At 78.3% G+C, this 15,119-nt stretch carries 13 protein-coding genes; 5 read left to right on the top strand and 8 right to left on the bottom strand.

Annotated elements, in window-relative coordinates; all coding sequences use genetic code 11:
• Window positions 1–15: 15 nt before the first annotated feature.
• The 4 genes from CHC04_RS08430 to CHC04_RS08415 all read right to left on the bottom strand — a co-directional run bounded on the left by CHC04_RS08430 (window position 16) and on the right by CHC04_RS08415 (window position 4,199).
• Window positions 16–615 (bottom strand): YceI family protein, encoded by a 600-nt coding sequence (locus CHC04_RS08430; protein ID WP_089403491.1) that lies wholly within the window; start codon window positions 613–615, stop codon window positions 16–18.
• Between the two features lie 79 nt (window positions 616–694).
• The gene (locus CHC04_RS08425; protein ID WP_245817070.1) at window positions 695–1,504 is read right to left on the bottom strand and encodes an acyl-CoA thioesterase; all 810 of its coding nucleotides are present in this window, start codon (window positions 1,502–1,504) and stop codon (window positions 695–697) included.
• A 146-nt stretch (window positions 1,505–1,650) separates the two neighbouring features.
• On the bottom strand, window positions 1,651–2,793 hold the full coding sequence (locus tag CHC04_RS08420; RefSeq protein WP_089403490.1) for a thiolase family protein: 1,143 nt from the start codon (window positions 2,791–2,793) through the stop codon (window positions 1,651–1,653).
• Window positions 2,794–2,828: 35 nt separating this feature from the next.
• Window positions 2,829–4,199: an MFS transporter gene (locus tag CHC04_RS08415; RefSeq protein ID WP_176449901.1), complete on the bottom strand. Its 1,371-nt coding sequence runs from the start codon at window positions 4,197–4,199 to the stop codon at window positions 2,829–2,831.
• 52 nt (window positions 4,200–4,251) lie between these two features.
• Here CHC04_RS08415 and CHC04_RS08410 point away from each other — a divergent pair, with 52 nt between their 5' ends.
• Entirely contained in the window at window positions 4,252–5,352 is a 1,101-nt protein-coding gene (locus CHC04_RS08410) for a LacI family DNA-binding transcriptional regulator (RefSeq protein WP_089403488.1), read from the top strand.
• Between the two features lie 10 nt (window positions 5,353–5,362).
• Here CHC04_RS08410 and CHC04_RS08405 read toward each other — a convergent pair whose 3' ends face one another.
• From CHC04_RS08405 to CHC04_RS08395, 3 genes are read right to left on the bottom strand one after another with little or no spacing between them, the layout of a single operon-like run.
• A complete protein-coding gene (locus CHC04_RS08405; protein WP_089403487.1) occupies window positions 5,363–6,127 on the bottom strand; it encodes a crotonase/enoyl-CoA hydratase family protein in 765 nt (254 codons plus the stop codon).
• A gap of 28 nt (window positions 6,128–6,155) precedes the next feature.
• Window positions 6,156–7,256, bottom strand: a complete 1,101-nt coding sequence (locus CHC04_RS08400) for a CaiB/BaiF CoA transferase family protein (RefSeq protein ID WP_089403486.1) — start codon at window positions 7,254–7,256, stop codon at window positions 6,156–6,158.
• A complete protein-coding gene (locus CHC04_RS08395; protein ID WP_245817069.1) occupies window positions 7,253–8,038 on the bottom strand; it encodes a dienelactone hydrolase family protein in 786 nt (261 codons plus the stop codon). Before CHC04_RS08395 ends, CHC04_RS08400 begins: the two co-directional genes overlap by 4 nt.
• Before the next feature lie 184 nt (window positions 8,039–8,222).
• Between CHC04_RS08395 and CHC04_RS24040 the strand changes: the two genes are divergently transcribed.
• From CHC04_RS24040 to CHC04_RS08385, 3 genes are all read left to right on the top strand, one after another.
• A complete protein-coding gene (locus tag CHC04_RS24040; RefSeq protein WP_176449900.1) occupies window positions 8,223–8,366 on the top strand; it encodes a hypothetical protein in 144 nt (47 codons plus the stop codon).
• A gap of 157 nt (window positions 8,367–8,523) precedes the next feature.
• Entirely contained in the window at window positions 8,524–9,762 is a 1,239-nt protein-coding gene (gene mftD / locus CHC04_RS08390) for a pre-mycofactocin synthase MftD (protein ID WP_089403484.1), read from the top strand.
• A gap of 157 nt (window positions 9,763–9,919) precedes the next feature.
• Entirely contained in the window at window positions 9,920–13,261 is a 3,342-nt protein-coding gene (locus CHC04_RS08385) for an ATP-binding protein (protein WP_176449899.1), read from the top strand.
• Here the strand turns inward: CHC04_RS08385 and CHC04_RS08380 are convergent.
• Window positions 13,258–13,971: a hemerythrin domain-containing protein gene (locus CHC04_RS08380; protein ID WP_176449898.1), complete on the bottom strand. Its 714-nt coding sequence runs from the start codon at window positions 13,969–13,971 to the stop codon at window positions 13,258–13,260. The genes CHC04_RS08385 and CHC04_RS08380 overlap by 4 nt on opposite strands.
• 135 nt (window positions 13,972–14,106) lie before the next feature.
• Between CHC04_RS08380 and CHC04_RS08375 the strand changes: the two genes are divergently transcribed.
• A complete protein-coding gene (locus CHC04_RS08375) occupies window positions 14,107–15,096 on the top strand; it encodes an LLM class flavin-dependent oxidoreductase (RefSeq protein ID WP_089403482.1) in 990 nt (329 codons plus the stop codon).
• The last annotated feature ends 23 nt before the right edge of the window (window positions 15,097–15,119 follow it).

The following is a 15,119-nucleotide window of genomic DNA, read 5'->3' as shown; positions in this document are numbered from 1 at the left end:
CAGAGGGGTCCTTCGTCAGTCGGTGCGGATCACCGAGACGTCGAACTCGATCTGGATCCGGTCGCTGACCAGCACGCCGCCGGTGTCCAGCGGCGTGTTCCAGGTCAGGCCCCAGTCGCTGCGCTTGATCGCCAGCGCGCCCTCGAAGCCCACGCGGGTGTTGCCGAAGGGGTCCCGCGCCGAGCCGGTGAGCGTGAACTCCACGGTCACCGGCCGGGTGACGTCGCGGATGGTGAGGTCGCCGGTGACCTCGTAGACGCCGTCGTCGACCTGCTCGACGTCGGTGGAGGCGAACACGAGCTCCGGCCATCGCTCCACGTCGAGGAAGTCCGGCGAGCGCAGGTGGGCGTCGCGGTCGGCCTGGCCGGTGTCGATGCTCGCCGTCCGGATGCGGATGCCGACCGTGCTCGCGCCGGGCTTGGCGACGTCGAGGTGCGCCTCGCCCTCGAAGTCGGTGAACGCGCCGCGGACCGTCGTCACCATGGCGTGCCGCGCCCGGATGCCGATGCGGGTGTGCGCGACGTCGATCGTGTAGTCACCCGTGACGTCGGCCAGCGCGGCCGTCGCCGCGTCGAAGTCGGTGGGACCGCCGTCGGGTGCCCGGTGCTTGGCCACGTGGTCGTCCTTCCCCCAGTCAGCCTCCCCATCCTCTCCGATCGGCCCGGCGGTGCCACCGCCGGGCTCCCGGAGGCGGTCAGCGGCCCGGGCGGAAGGGGTTGCGGCCGGGCCGGAACAGCGTCTCCTGGGCGAGGCTGGCGGCCAGGACGCCGTCGCCGGTGGTGACCGAGCCGGTGTACCAGCCGCGCCCGCCGGAGACGGTGTGCGGGACGAGGTCGACCAGCACCCACTCGTCGAGCCGGGCCGGGCGGTGGAACCACACGGCGTGGTCGAGCGTGGGCCCCGGCGCCGCCTCGTCCTCGGGCAGCGCGGCCAGCCCGGTGCCGATGTCGGAGAGGTAGGTCAGCCCGCACGCCTGCAGCAGCGGGTCGCCGGGCAGCGGCACCGTGGCCCGCGCCCAGAACCGGGTGGGCGAGGAGGCACCGGGGTGGGGCTGGGCCGGGCGGCGGCTCTCCATGGTGAACAGCCGGGGCAGGGTGAACGGCACGCTGTCCTGCGGCGGCTCGGCGGCCGGCGCCGCCGCCACCTGCAGGTCGGGGCCTGCGGTGGGCGCCTGGAACGACGCCGACATCGACAGCACGACCTCGCCGCCCTGCACCGCCACGACCCGGCGCGCGGAGAACGAGCCGCCGTCGCGGTCCCGGTCGACCCGGAACACCGTCGGGCGGGCGGCGTCGCCGCTGCGCAGGAAGTAGCCGTGCAGCGAGTGCGGCAGCCGCTCGGGCGCCACCGTGCGCCCGGCGGCGAGCAGCGCCTGCGCGGCGACCTGGCCGCCGTAGAGCGGCAGCGGGTCGGTGAACAGCAGGGTGCTGCGGTAGAGGTCCCGGTCGATCTCCTCGAGCGTCAGGACGTCGAGCAGCGTGGGCCCGCCGGCGGTCGCCGTCACGACCGGCGAACCTAGCCGCGCCCGGGGCCGCCGCTGCGGGCGGCCCTGTTGGAGGGCCCCCGTGCCCCCCACCCCTCGCCCGCTCGGGGCGGGCCCCTCCACGGGGGCCGCCCCGAGCGCGACGAGGAGGTGGGCTCGGGACGCGACTACAGGAGCTCGAGGATGGTGGCGTTGGCCTGGCCGCCGCCCTCGCACATCGTCTGCAGGCCGTACCGGATGCCGTTGTCGCGCATGTGGTGCACGAGCGTGGTCATGATCCGCGCGCCCGAGCCGCCGAGCGGGTGGCCGAGGGCGATGGCGCCGCCGTTGGGGTTGAGCGCCTTGGCGTCGGCCCCGATGTCGGCCAGCCACGCCAGCGGCACCGGCGCGAACGCCTCGTTGACCTCGAAGGCGCCGATCTCGTCGACCGACAGCCCCGACCTCGCCAGCGCCTTCTGCGTGGCCGGGATCGGCGCGGTGAGCATGACCACCGGGTCGGCGCCGGCGAGCACCGCGGTGTGCACCCGCGCCACCGGGCGCAGCCCCAGCTCGGCGGCCTTCTCCGACGTCGTCATCAGCAGCGCCGCGGCGCCGTCGGAGATCTGCGAGGAGTTGCCGGCGGTGATGACGCCGTCCTCGCGGAAGGCGGTCTTGAGCGTGCCGAGCTTCTCCACCGTGGACTCGCGGATGCCCTCGTCCTGGCCGACGACGGTGCCGTCGGGGGTGGTCACCGGCGCGATCTGGGCGTCGAAGCGGCCCTCGACGCGGGCGGCGGCGGCCTTCTCGTGGCTGGCGACGGAGAACTCGTCGCACTGCTGCCGGGACAGGCCCCACCGCTGCGCGATCGTCTCCGCGCCCAGCCCCTGGTTGATCTTCGCGCCGGCGTAGCGCTCGAGGAACCGGGTGCCGAAGGGGTCGGCGTCGGCCCGCGCGCTGCCCATCGGCACCCGCGACATCGACTCCACACCCCCGGCGACGACGACGTCGTAGTGCCCGGCCACCAGCCCGGCGGCGGCGAAGTGCACCGACTGCTGCGAGGACCCGCACTGCCGGTCGACGGTCACGCCGGTCACCGTCTCCGGCCACCCGGCGGCCAGCGCCGCGGTTCGGGCGATGTCGAAGGTCTGCTCCCCGACCTGGGACACGCAGCCCCAGATCACGTCCTCGATCTGCGCCGGGTCGACGCCGGCCCGCTCGGCCAGCGAGGTCAGCACGTGCGCCGACAGGTCCACCGGGTGCACCCCCGACAGCCCGCCGTTGCGCTTGCCCACCGGCGTGCGCACCGCCTCCACGATCACCGCGTCACGCATCGTTGCTCCCCTCGACAGGTGTGGTCACCGGCACACTAACCCCCGCCCGCGGCGGTGCCGGGGGACCGCAGCAGGAGCACCGCCGGGACGGCCGCGAGCGCAGCGGCGGTGAGCCACCCCAGGGGCGTCCCGGCCAGCGGCAGGGACGTGCCCGCCGTCGCCGCGGCGACGAGCAGCACGACCGCCACGCCCAGCGCCGTGCCCAGCTGGGCGGCGGTGTTGAGCACGCCGGCGGCGGTCCCCTGCAGTTCGGGGACGACGTCGGTGCCGAGCGCGGTGGCCGCCACCGACGACAGCCCGATGCCGAGCCCGGAGACGGCGACCCCGGCGGGGACGGCCCACGGGCCGGTGGCCGCGGCGAGCAGGACGAGGTCACCGGCGGCGACGACGGCCAGGCCCGCCGCGGCGGCCGTGCGCGCCGGGACCCGGCCGAGCACCCGGGCGGCCAGGGCGGCGCCGGCCACCACGCACAGGCTGAAGGGCACCAGCGCCAGGCCGGCGGCCGCCGCCCCGAACCCCTCGGCCTGCTGCAGGTGCAGCGTGGCGAGGGTGACCGCCGAGCTCGTCCCGGCGGTGTTGGCGGCCGAGGCGAGCACGCCGGCGCGCAGCCCGGGGTGGCGCACGGCGGCCCGGGGCAGCAGCGGGTCGGCGGCGCGGCGCTCCACCGCCGGGAGCACCGCGGCGGCCGCCAGCCCGGCGGCGACCAGCAGCGCCCCGGTGAGGCGGTGCCCGGGGTCCTCGAGCAGCGCGGCCCCGGTGACGACGGCGGCCACCGCGACCGTGAGCACGCCGGCGCCGGCCAGGTCGAGGGCGCCCTCGGCGCGGCGCGGGACGGGCGGCGCGGTCCGGCCCACCGCGGCGAGCAGCAGGACCGACAGCGGCACGGTCAGCCAGAACAGCACCCGCCAGCCGGCCAGCTCGGTGAGCACGCCGCCGAGGACCAGGCCCGACGCCCCCGCCGCGGCACCGGTCGCGCTCCAGGCGGCCAGCGCCCGGCGGCGGGCCGTCCCGTCCGGGGTCGCGGCGGTGAGCAGCCGCAGCGCGGGCGGCACCGACAGCGCGGCGGCCACGCCGAGGGCGCCGCGGGCGGCCACCAGCACGCCCACCGACGGCGCGGTCGCCGCACCCAGGGACGCGATCCCGAAGACCGCGAGCCCGGCCTGCAGGACCCGGACGTGCCCGTACCGGTCGCCGAGCCGGGCGCCGAGGACGAGCAGGGCACCGAAGAGGACGGCGTAGACGGTGACCACCGGTGTCGCCGCCGACGCGGGGGCGCCGAGGTCGGCCAGCACCGTGGGCAGCGCCGCGATCACCAGGGTCGTGCCGAGGACGTCGACGAACTGGACCGCGCACAGCACCGGCACCGCGCCGCGGGCGGTCGGGGGGGCGTCGACCTCGGGGGTCACGTCCAGGGCGGGTACCCGGCTTCTTCATCGATGAAGCACGGATCATGGGCCCGTGCCCGCCGACCGCCCCCGGACCCTGCGCGACGTCGCGGCGCAGCTGGGGGTGTCGGCGAAGACGGTGTCCAACGCGTTCTCCCGGCCCGACCAGCTCTCCCCCGCGCTGCGCGAGCAGGTGCTGGCCACCGCCGCGCGGCTGGGCTACCCGGGCCCCAACCCGCTGGCCGCGGGGCTGCGCCGAGGGCGGGTGGGCGCGATCGGCGTCGCCTACGACAACGGGCTGTCCTACGCCTTCGACGACCCGGTCGCCGTCGCGCTGCTGGCCGGGGCCTCCACGGTGGCCGAGCCGGAGGGCGCCGGGCTGCTGCTGGTCCCCGGGTCGACCGACGCGCGCCGGCGCCTGGCCGCGGTGCACTCCGCCGTCGTCGACGGGCTGGTGGTCTGCTCCCTCGGTGACGACGACCCGCTGCTGGCCGCGGCCGTCGCCCGCGGGCTGCCGCTGGCCGTCGTCGACCAGCCCCGGCCCGCGCGGCTGGCCGCGCTCGGCGCGCCCGGGACGCCGTGGGTGGGCGTCGACGACCGGGCCGCCGCGGCCGCGGTGGCCCGGCACCTGCTCGACCTGGGGCACCGCCGGCTCGCCGTCGTCTCCTTCGGGATGCACCAGGAGCCGATCCGGCGCGGGCTGGCCGACGAGGCGGTGCAGGCCGGGGCCACCTACGCCGTGACCCGCGACCGGCTCGCCGGCTACCGCGACGCCGTCGAGGCCGCCGGGCTGGCGTGGTCGGCGGTGCCCGTGTTCCACGGCGAGGACAGCACGCCGGCGGTGGGCGAGGCCGGCGCGGCCGCCGTCCTCGCCGCCGACCCCCGGCCGACGGCGGTGCTGTGCCTGAGCGACCGGATCGCCGAGGGGGTGCTCGCCGTCGCCGCCCGCCTCGGCCTGCGGGTGCCGCGGGACCTGTCGGTCGCCGGGTTCGACGACGCGACCCCCGCGGGCGGGCTCGGGCTCACCACCGTGCGGCAGCCGACCCGGGAGAAGGGCGGGGCGGCGGCGCGGGCGCTGCTCGACCGGATCGCCGGCCGGCCGGCGCCGGGGCCGGTGCTGCTGCCCACCGAGCTGGTGGTGCGGACCTCGACCGGCCCGGCGCCGCGGGGCTAGCCGCCGGACCTCAGCGGCCGCGCCAGACCGGCGGGCGGCGCTCGGCGAACGCGGTCGCGCCCTCGCGGGCGTCCTCGGAGGTGAACACCGGCTCGATGAGCTCCTGCTGGCGCGCCCAGCCCTCCTCGGCGGTCCAGTCGGTGGTGCCCTGGGCGATCTGCTTCGTGGCGGCGACGGCGAGCGGGCCGTTGGCGGCGATCACGCCGGCCAGCTCGACGGCGGCCTCCAGCGCGCCGCCCTCGTCGACGACGCGGTTGACCAGCCCGACCGCGGCGACCCGCTCGGCGTCGACCGGCTGGCCGGTCAGCAGCATCTCCATGGCGACCGCCCGCGGGATCCGCCGGGGCAGGAACAGCGCGGCGCCGGCCGCGGCCACCAGCGAGCGGCTGACCTCGGGCACGCCGAAGCGCGCCGTCCGCCCGGCGACGACGAGGTCGCAGGCGAGCACCAGCTCGAACCCGCCGGCCAGCGCCCAGCCCTCGACGGCGGCGACCAGCGGCTTGCGCGGCGGGGTCTGGGTGATGCCGCACAGCCCGCGGCCCTCGATCGCCGGCCGCTCCCCGCGCAGGAAGGCCTTGAGGTCCATGCCGGCCGAGAAGGTGCCGCCGGCGCCGGTGAGCACGCCGGCGCGCAGGTCGCCGTCGGCGTCGAGCTCGTCGACGGCGGCGGCCACGCCCTGGGCGACGGCGGCGTCGAGGGCGTTCTTGGCCTCCGGCCGGTTGATGGTGATGACCTGCACGGCGCCGCGGCGCTCCACCAGCACGGGATCGGGCACCCGTCGACCTCCTCGTCTCGGCGTCCGGTCAGCGCGGACGCGACCACTCCTGCAGGACGGCGGCGGCGTCGGCGGGCCCCGGGGGCACCGGCGCGGCCGGGCCGGCCGGTGTCCGGGAGAACCGGGGCGCGGGCGCCGCCTGCACCACGCCGTCGACCTCGGTGAACGTGCCGCGCGCGGCCAGGTGCGGGTGCCCGGGCGCCTCGGCGGGTTCCAGGACGGGGGTGACGCAGGCGTCGGTGCCCTCGAACACCCGCTCCCAGTGCGCGCGCGGGTGCGCGGCGAAGGCCTCGGTGAACGCCGCGCGCAGCCGGGGCCAGCCCCGGCGGTCGGACTGCGGCGGCAGGCCGGCGCCGCTGAGCCCGAGGCCGTCGAGCAGCGCCGCGTAGAACTGCGGCTCCAGCGCCCCGACGGCGACGAACCGGCCGTCCGCGCAGGGGTAGACGTCGTAGAAGGGCGCGCCGCCGTCGAGCAGGTTGGTGCCGGGGCGGTCGGACCACACGCCCATCCCGCGCATCGACCACATCAGCTGCGACACCAGCGCGACGCCGTCGACCATGGCGGCGTCGACCACCTGGCCGCGCCCGGACCGCGAGCGCTCGTGCAGCGCGGCCAGGACGCCGACGAGCAGCAGCATCGACCCGCCGGCGTAGTCGGCGACCAGGTTGAGCGGGGCCTGCGGCGTGCGCCCGTCGCGGCCCAGCGCGGCGAGGGTGCCGGTGAGGCCGAGGTAGTTGACGTCGTGCCCGGCGCGGTCGGCCCACGGTCCGTCCTGGCCCCAGCCGGTCATCCGCGCGTACACCAGCCCGGGGTTGCGGGACAGGCACTCTTCCGGCCCCAGGCCCAGGCGCTCGGCGACGCCGGGCCGGAAGACGTCGAGCAGCACGTCGGCGCGTTCCACCAGGGACAGCACGAGCTCGCGGCCCTCGGGCGTCTTGACGTCGGCGACGACCGGGCGGCGCCCGCGCAGCACGACGTCGCGCCCCGTGCCGCCGACCCGCAGCCCGCCGGAGGGCCGCTCCACGCGGACGACGTCGGCACCGAGGTCGGCGAGCACCATCGCCGCGTGCGGGCCGGGGCCGATGCCGCCGAGCTCGACGACCCGCAGCCCCGCCAGCGGCCCGCTCACGCCGCCGTCCGCAGGTGCCGGTCGAGGAAGCGCAGGATCCGCCCCCAGGCGTCCTCGGCCGAGGGCCGGTGGTGGCCGCCGCCGAGCACCTTCTCCAGCGCGGTGATCGGCCCGGGGTGCCGGTTGAGGAAGGAGTGCCCGGCGTCGGGGTACTCGTGCACGTCGTGCTCGACGCCGAGGTCGGTGAGCACCCGGTCCAGCCGGTCGGCGGCGCCGCGCAGCGCGGGGTCGCGGCGGCCGTAGCTGGCCACGACCGGGCAGGCGCCGGCCAGCACCCGCTCGGCGTCCCTCGGCAGGAAGCCGTAGTTGGGCGCGGAGACGTCGAAGCCCCGGGTGGCGCCCACCAGCGCGAACCCGCCGCCCAGGCAGAAGCCGAGGACCCCGACGCGGCCGGTGCAGTCGTCGCGGTCGGCGAGGAAGCGGCGGGCGGCCTCGAGGTCGCCGAACGCCGGACCCTCGCCGCGGTTGAGCGCCCGGAACGTCGAGCGCAGGCAGCGCCGGGCCCCGCCGGCGCTGAACAGGTCGGGCGCGACCGCCAGGTAGCCCGCGGCCGCGAGCCGGTCGGCGTGGTCGCGGACGTCGTCGGTCAGCCCGAACGCCTCGTGGACGACGACCACGCCGGGCCAGGGCCCCTCCCCCACCGGCGGGACGGCGAGGTGCGCGGACAGCTGCGGGGTGCTGACGCCACCGGGGACGACGGTGCTGGGCAGGACGGCCTCCGGGGTCTCGGGCGGCGGGTCGGCGGGCCCGACGCTAGCCCGCCGGTGTGGCGGGCGTCTCACCGGGCCGGGTGCAGCGCGGATCACGGTCTCGGCGCTGGCGCGCCAGCCCGGTCGGGAGGACAGTTGGATTTGCAGACCCAGCAGGTGGGCGCCGGTTTTCTGTGACCGGCACCGCACCTGGCGGGCCCGCCGGGGACGGCCGGGAGCGACCGTCGCCGTGGACCGTCGCCCGGAAGGAACCGCCATGACCCGCCTCCGCTCCGCCCTCACCGCCGCCCGGGCCACCGCCCGCGCCCGCCGCGACGAGCGCGCCCTGCAGCGCGCCCTCGCCGCCGCTCCCACGCAGGAGTCGGCGCACGAGATCGCCGCGCTGGCCGCCCGCCGCTGACCCGCCGGCACCCTCCTCCGGCCCCGCGACCCCTCGGTCGCGGGGCCGAGCCGTCTCCGCCAGGTGTGGTCTGCGCAACACCTCCGGCGCTAGGGTGGCACTCAGTGCCATCCCCGGCGCAGCCCGGCCCCACGGGTCCGACGGAGCAGGAGACGACATGGCGAACGCGTGGTTCGAGACGGTGGCCGAGGCCCAGCGGCGGGCGAGGCGGCGGCTGCCCAAGGGCGTCTACGGCGCGCTGGTGGCCGGGTCGGAGAAGGGCCTGACCGTCGACGACAACCTGCGCGCCTTCGACGAGCTGGGCTTCGCCCCGCACACGGCGGGCCTGTCCAACAAGCGCGAGATGGCCACCCGCGTCATGGGCCAGGACGTGTCCATGCCGGTGCTGATCAGCCCGACCGGTGTGCAGGCGGTGCACCCCGACGGCGAGGTCGCCGTCGCCCGGGCCGCGGCGGCCCGCGGCGTGGCGATGGGGCTGTCCTCCTTCGCCAGCAAGCCGGTGGAGGAGGTCGTGGCGGCCAACCCGCAGACGTTCTTCCAGATGTACTGGGTGGGCACCCGGGAGGAGATGCTCGCCCGCATGGACCGCGCCAAGCGGGCCGGCGCCGTCGGGATGATCGCCACCCTCGACTGGTCGTTCGCCTACGGCCGCGACTGGGGCAGCCCGTTCATCCCCTCGAAGATCGACTTCGAGGCCGCCCGCCGCTACGCGCCGCAGGTGCTGCTGCGCCCCCGCTGGCTGTGGGACTTCGCCAGGACCGGGCACATCCCCGACCTCACCGTCCCGAACATGGTCCCCACCCCGGGCGAGACCGCGCCCACGTTCTTCGGCGCGTACGGCATGTGGATGCAGTCGCCCATGCCCAGCTGGGAGGACGTCGCCTGGCTGCGCTCCCAGTGGGACGGCCCGTTCATGCTCAAGGGCGTCATGCGCGTCGACGACGCCAAGCGCGCCGTGGACGCCGGCGTCACCGCGATCTCGGTGTCCAACCACGGCGGCAACAACCTCGACGGCACGCCGGCCTCGATCCGCGCGCTGCCGGCGGTGGCCGAGGCGGTCGGCGACTCCGTGGAGGTGCTGCTCGACGGCGGCATCCGCCGCGGCTCCGACGTCGCCAAGGCCCTGGCCCTGGGCGCGAAGGCCGTCATGATCGGCCGGGCCTACCTGTGGGGGCTGGCGGCCAACGGCCAGGCGGGTGTGGAGAACGTGCTGGACCTGCTGCGCGACGGCCTGGGGTCCGCGCTCACCGGCCTGGGCCGGGAGTCCACCGCCGAGCTGTCCCGCGACGACGTGGTGGTGCCGCCCGGCTTCGAGCGGCGGCTCGGCGTCGAGGGCCCCGACGCGCCGGTCGAGTCGGCGTCCCCGCGGCCGAGGCGCACCCGCGGATCCGTCTAGCACCACCACGCGGGTCCCGTCGGGCGGGCGGGGCCCGTGGGGCCGGCGGTGACCGGATCGGGGTGGTTCCCGCCACAGGAGGCTGACCCGGGGCGGCGGCGCCACCTATGCTCTCGCCGTCATGGGCACGGGGAGTGCCGGAACCGTCTCGTTCCGGGTGTTGGGTGGGGTCGGCGCCGTCCGGGACGGGACGCCCCTCGACCTCGGGGGTCGCCGGCAGCGCTCGGTGATCGCCCGGCTGCTGGTCGCCGGCGGCCGCATGGTCCCCGCCGAGATGATCGTCGCCGACCTGTGGCGGGCCGCCTCCCCCGCCGACGCGATGGGGTCCCTGCAGGCCCACGTCAGCCACCTGCGCCGCATCCTCGAGCCCGGCCGCGCGCCGCGGACGCCGGCCCGGCTGCTGGTCACCGTGCCGCCCGGCTACGCCCTGCGCCCCGACGAGGACGCCGTCGACGTGCTGCAGGCCGTGCGGCTGCTCGACGAGGGCGACCGGCTCGCCGCGACCGACCCCGCCGCGGCCCGGGACCGCTACAGCGCCGCGATCGACCTGTGGCGGGGCCCGGCCTACGCCGAGTACGCCGACGAGCCGTGGGCCGCGCCGGAGGCCGCCCGCCTCGACGAGCTGCGCCTGACGGCGATCGAGCGGCGCGCCGCGGTGGCCCTCGACGCCCCCGGCGGGCGCGACCCGCTGCCGCTGCTGCGCGCCCACGTGGCCGAGCACCCGCTGCGTGAGGAGGGCTGGCGGCTGCTGGCGCTCGGGCTCTACCGCGCCGGCCGGCAGGGCGAGGCGCTGGCCGCGCTGCGCGAGGTCCGCACGCGGCTGGCCGACGAGCTCGGCGTCGACCCCGGCCCGGAGCTGCGGGCGCTGGAGGAGGCGGTGCTGACCCAGTCCCCCTCGCTGCTGCCCGCGCGCCCGCCCGCGCCCGCCGTCGGCCGGGCCGCGCCCGTCGCCGCCGACCCCGCACCCGTCACCCCGCCGGTCCTCGCCCCCGGGCCGGCGCCGCAGGTGCCCCGCCCGGTCGGCCGGGACGCCGAGCTCGCCGCGCTGGACGCGGCGGCGGCCCGCGCCGCGGAGGGCCGGCTGCAGGTGGCCGTGCTGGCCGGGGAGGCCGGCAGCGGCAAGTCCACCGTGCTCGACCACCTGCGCGCGGAGTACGCCGGCCGCGGCTGGACCACGCTCGCGGTGTCCTGCCCGGAGACCGACGGCGCGCCGCCCGCGTGGCCGTGGGCCTCGGCGCTGCGCGCGCTGGCCGCCGCCGTCCCGCCGGCGGACGCCGCACCGCTGGCCCGGCTGCTGACCGACGACGCCCCCGCCGACACCGGCGGCGACCCGACCGGCAACCGGTTCCGGCTGCACCGCGCGGTGGCCGGCTGGCTCTCCGCCGTCGCCTCGGCCACGCCGCTGCTGGTCACCGTCGACGACCTGCACCGCGCCGACCGCGAGACCACCGCCCTGCTGCTGGACCTGCTGCCGGCGCTGGCCGGGTGCCCGGTGCTGGTGGTCGCCGGTCACCGCGCCGAGGAGACCGGCGGGCTGGCCGACGTCCTGGCCGCCCTCGCCCGCCGCTCGCCGCTGGGCCTGTCGCTGCGCGGCCTGGACCGCGGCGCGGTCTTCGCGCTGGTCGAGGACTGGGCGCTCACCCCGGTCGACGGCCGCACCCGCGCCGCGATCGCCGCCCGCGCCGACGGCAACCCGTTCTACGTGCGGGAGCTCCTGCGGCTGGTCGACGCCGGCGCCGACGTCGACGCGGTCCCCGGCACCGTGCGCGACGTCGTCCGGCACCGGCTGGCCACGCTGCCCGCGCGCACCGGCACGCTGCTGCGGCTGGCCGCCGTCCTCGGCCGCGACGTCGACGCCGAGGTCCTGCTGGCCGCGGCCGCCCCGGCCGACGGCGCCGACGACGAGGACGCGCTGGTCGAGGCGCTGGAGACGGCGCTGGTCAGCGGGCTGCTGGTCGAGCCCGGCGCCGGCCGGCTGCGCTTCGTGCACGCCCTGGTCCGCGACACCCTCTACGAGGACCTGTCCTCGCTGCGCCGCACCCGGCTGCACGGGCGGGTGGCCGCCGTCCTGGAGCGCCTGCGGCCCGACGACGTCACCGCGCTGGCCCACCACACCGCCGCGGCCGGGCCGGGGTCGGCCGCGGCCGCCGCCCGCTGGGCGCAGGCCGCCGCCGAGCTCGCCGAGCGCCGCTTCGCCCACGCCGACGCCGCGGTCATGTGGGGCCGGGCGGCCGAGGCGACCGCGACGGCCCGGCCCGGCGACGGGGCGGCCCTCGCCCGGCTGCTGGGCGCCCAGGCGCACGCCACCGCGCTGGCCGGCGCCGTCGGGGAGGCGCGCGCGCTGCGCACCCGGGCGCTGGCGGTGCTGCCCGAGGACGCGCCGGCCGCGCTGACCGCCGCGGTGCTGCTGTCCTCGGACGTGCCGACCTTCTGGAACGCCTGGGTCGACCCCGTCGACGACCGGTTCGTCGAGCGCACCGAGCGGGCCGTCGCCGGCCTGCCCGCGGGGGACCCCCAGCGCGCCCGGCTGCTGGCGATGCTCGCCGTCGAGCTCGAGGAGCGGCACGAGGACCGCGCGGTCGAGGTCTCCGCGCAGGCGCTGGCCGACGCCCGCCTCGGCGGGGACCCGCTGGCGCTGGCCCACGCGCTGACGGTCCGCCAGTTCCACGCCGTGCGCGGGACCGACCGCAGCGAGGCCACGGCGCTGGGCACCGAGCTGCTCGCCGTCGCCCAGCGCGAGGGCTTCGGCCTGTTCGAGGCGGTGGCGCGGCTGGTGCTGCTGCAGGACGCCTGCACCGTGCTCGACCTCGAGGCCGCCGACGTGCACGCCGGGGAGGCCGAGCGGCTGTCCGCGGCCTACGGGCTGCCGCTGCTGTCCGGCATCGCCCGCTGCTACGCCGGCCTGCGCGCCGCCGTCGCCGGGCGGACGGCCGACGCCGAGGCGGCCTACGACGTGGCCGAGCAGGCGCTGCTCGACGCCGGCTACTACCCGCAGGTCGCGCGGGCGCTGCGGCTGACGACCCAGCTGTCCCTGCAGCTCGCCGACCCCGGGGCCTGGACGGTGCCCCCGGAGGAGATGGCCGCGCTGGCGCCGATCTCGCCGGAGCTCGCGGCCGAGATGCAGGCGCTGGCCCTGGTGCTGGCCGGGCGGGCGGAGGAGGCGCGGTCGCTGGGCCCGTCGCGCCACCGGGTGGTGCGGGACCTGTTCACCCCGTTCCTGCAGTACTGCCGCGGCCTGGTGGGGCTGGCCCTCGGCGACGCCGCGCGGATGGCCGAGGCCGAGGCCGAGCTGCTCCCCTACCGGGACACCGTCTGCGGGACGCACACCGCCCAGATGGCCCTCGGCCCGACGGCGACCCTGCTGGCCCGGCTGGCCGCCGCGCGGGGTGACCTCGCCGCGGCCGCGGCGCACCGCGAGGTCGCCGTCGCCGTGGCAGCGCGCACCGGCCACCCCGGCTGGATCGCCGACGCCCGCGACCTGCCCGGCCGGCGCGACTAACCGCCGGCGGCACCCCCGGCGACGAGGTCGCGCCGGCGCCGCCAGCCGGGCTCGGCCAGCCGCAGGACCACCCGCAGCGGAGCCGGGGTCGCGGCCAGCAGCCCGGCCCGCTCGGCGGGGTCCCCGCAGGTGTCGGCGAGCCACGGCAGCGCGAACGCCGCCTGCCGCAGGCCGGTGCCCCGCGCGCAGAGCGCCTCGTAGCGGGCCAGGTCGCGCGCCGACACGCACCGGCGCACCACCGGGAAGACCTCCCGCTCCTCCTCCTCGACGTGCTCGTCGAGCGCGTCGGCCAGCTCCGTGAGCGCGGTGGCCGACGCGCCCGCGGCGGCCGGGTCCGCGGCGGCGAGCGCGGGCAGCGCCGCCCCGGCCCGCCCGATCAGGGCCCGCAGGGCGGCGTGGTCCTCGGTCAGCGGCTCCAGGTCGGCGGCGTGCGTCCCGGCGCAGGCGGCGACCACCGGCCACAGCACGGTGTCCTCGCGCGCGGTGTGCGCCCGCACCTCGCCGAGCACCGCGCGCCCGAAGGCCACCAGCGCCCGCCCCCGCTCGGGGAGGCACGACGCGCCGCCGGCGACCTCGGCGGCGACGTCGGCCAGCAGCCGGCAGCCACCGCGCAGCGCGCGGTGGGCCAGCGCCAGGCGCGTGACGTCGGCCTCGGGCTCCCCCGGGCGGCGGGGGGTGACGGGGAACGGCAGCGGGGCGGTCGCGGTCACGGTCGGACCGTCCCGCGGTCCGGTTGCCGGTGACTTGCGACCGACTACCGCGGCTGCGGAAGAGCCCGGCGGCCCTCGGGGTTGCACCGGACAACGACCGCCGTCCTCCCGTCGCCGTCCTCCAGGAGCTCTCCCGTGCGCACCCCGCTGTCCGTGCTCGACCTCGCCCCCGTCGCCCGCGGGGAGACCGTCGGGGAGAGCATCGCCGCCAGCGTGGCCCTCGCGCAGCGCGCGGAGGAGGCCGGCTACCGGCGGGTCTGGTACGCCGAGCACCACAACATGCCGGCCATCGCCTCCTCGGCGACCAGCGTGCTCATCGCCCACGTGGCCGCCCACACGCGCACCATCCGGCTCGGCGCCGGGGGCGTCATGCTGCCCAACCACTCGCCGCTGGTGATCGCCGAGCAGTTCGGCACGCTGGCCTCGGTGCACCCCGGCCGCATCGACCTCGGCCTCGGCCGGGCACCCGGCTCGGACCAGAACACCGCCTGGGCGCTGCGCCGCGACCCCGCCGCCGCCGAGCGCTTCCCGCAGGACGTGCTGGAGCTGCAGGGCTACCTCACCGGCCGCTCGCGGGTCCCCGGCGTGCAGGCCGTCCCCGGCCGCGGGACGGACGTGCCGCTCTACGTCCTGGGATCGTCGATGTTCGGCGCGGGCCTGGCCGCCGCGCTGGGCCTGCCCTACGCCTTCGCCTCGCACTTCGCACCGCAGATGCTCGAGCCCGCGGTGGCCGCCTACCGGCGCGACTTCCGCCCCTCCGAGCAGCTCGACGCCCCCTACGTCATCGCCGGGGTCAACGCGCTGGCCGCCGACACGGCCGAGGCCGCACAGGCCGGGCTCGCGGCCACCCGCCGGCGGCTGGCGGTGGGCCTGTTCGGCCAGGGCCGCGACCTGTCCGACGACGAGGCGGACCTGCTGCTGTCCTCCGGCGCCGGCCGGCACGTGGACTCGATGCTCACCCACACCGCCGCCGGCACCCCCGGCCAGGTGCGCGAGCAGCTGACCGCCTTCGCGCGGCTGGCCGACGCCGACGAGCTCATCGTCGCCCACCAGGCGCCCACCGCCGAGGCCCGGCTGCGCTCGGTCACCCTGGTCGCCGAGGCCATGGACGCCGTCGCCGCGTAGCACCCGCCCGGGGGTGGCGGAAC

This window comes from Geodermatophilus saharensis, assembly GCF_900188205.1.
Lineage (GTDB): Bacteria > Actinomycetota > Actinomycetes > Mycobacteriales > Geodermatophilaceae > Geodermatophilus > Geodermatophilus saharensis.
The sequence above is the reverse complement of the archived record's forward strand: the minus strand, read 5'-3'. Positions and strand labels throughout refer to the sequence as shown.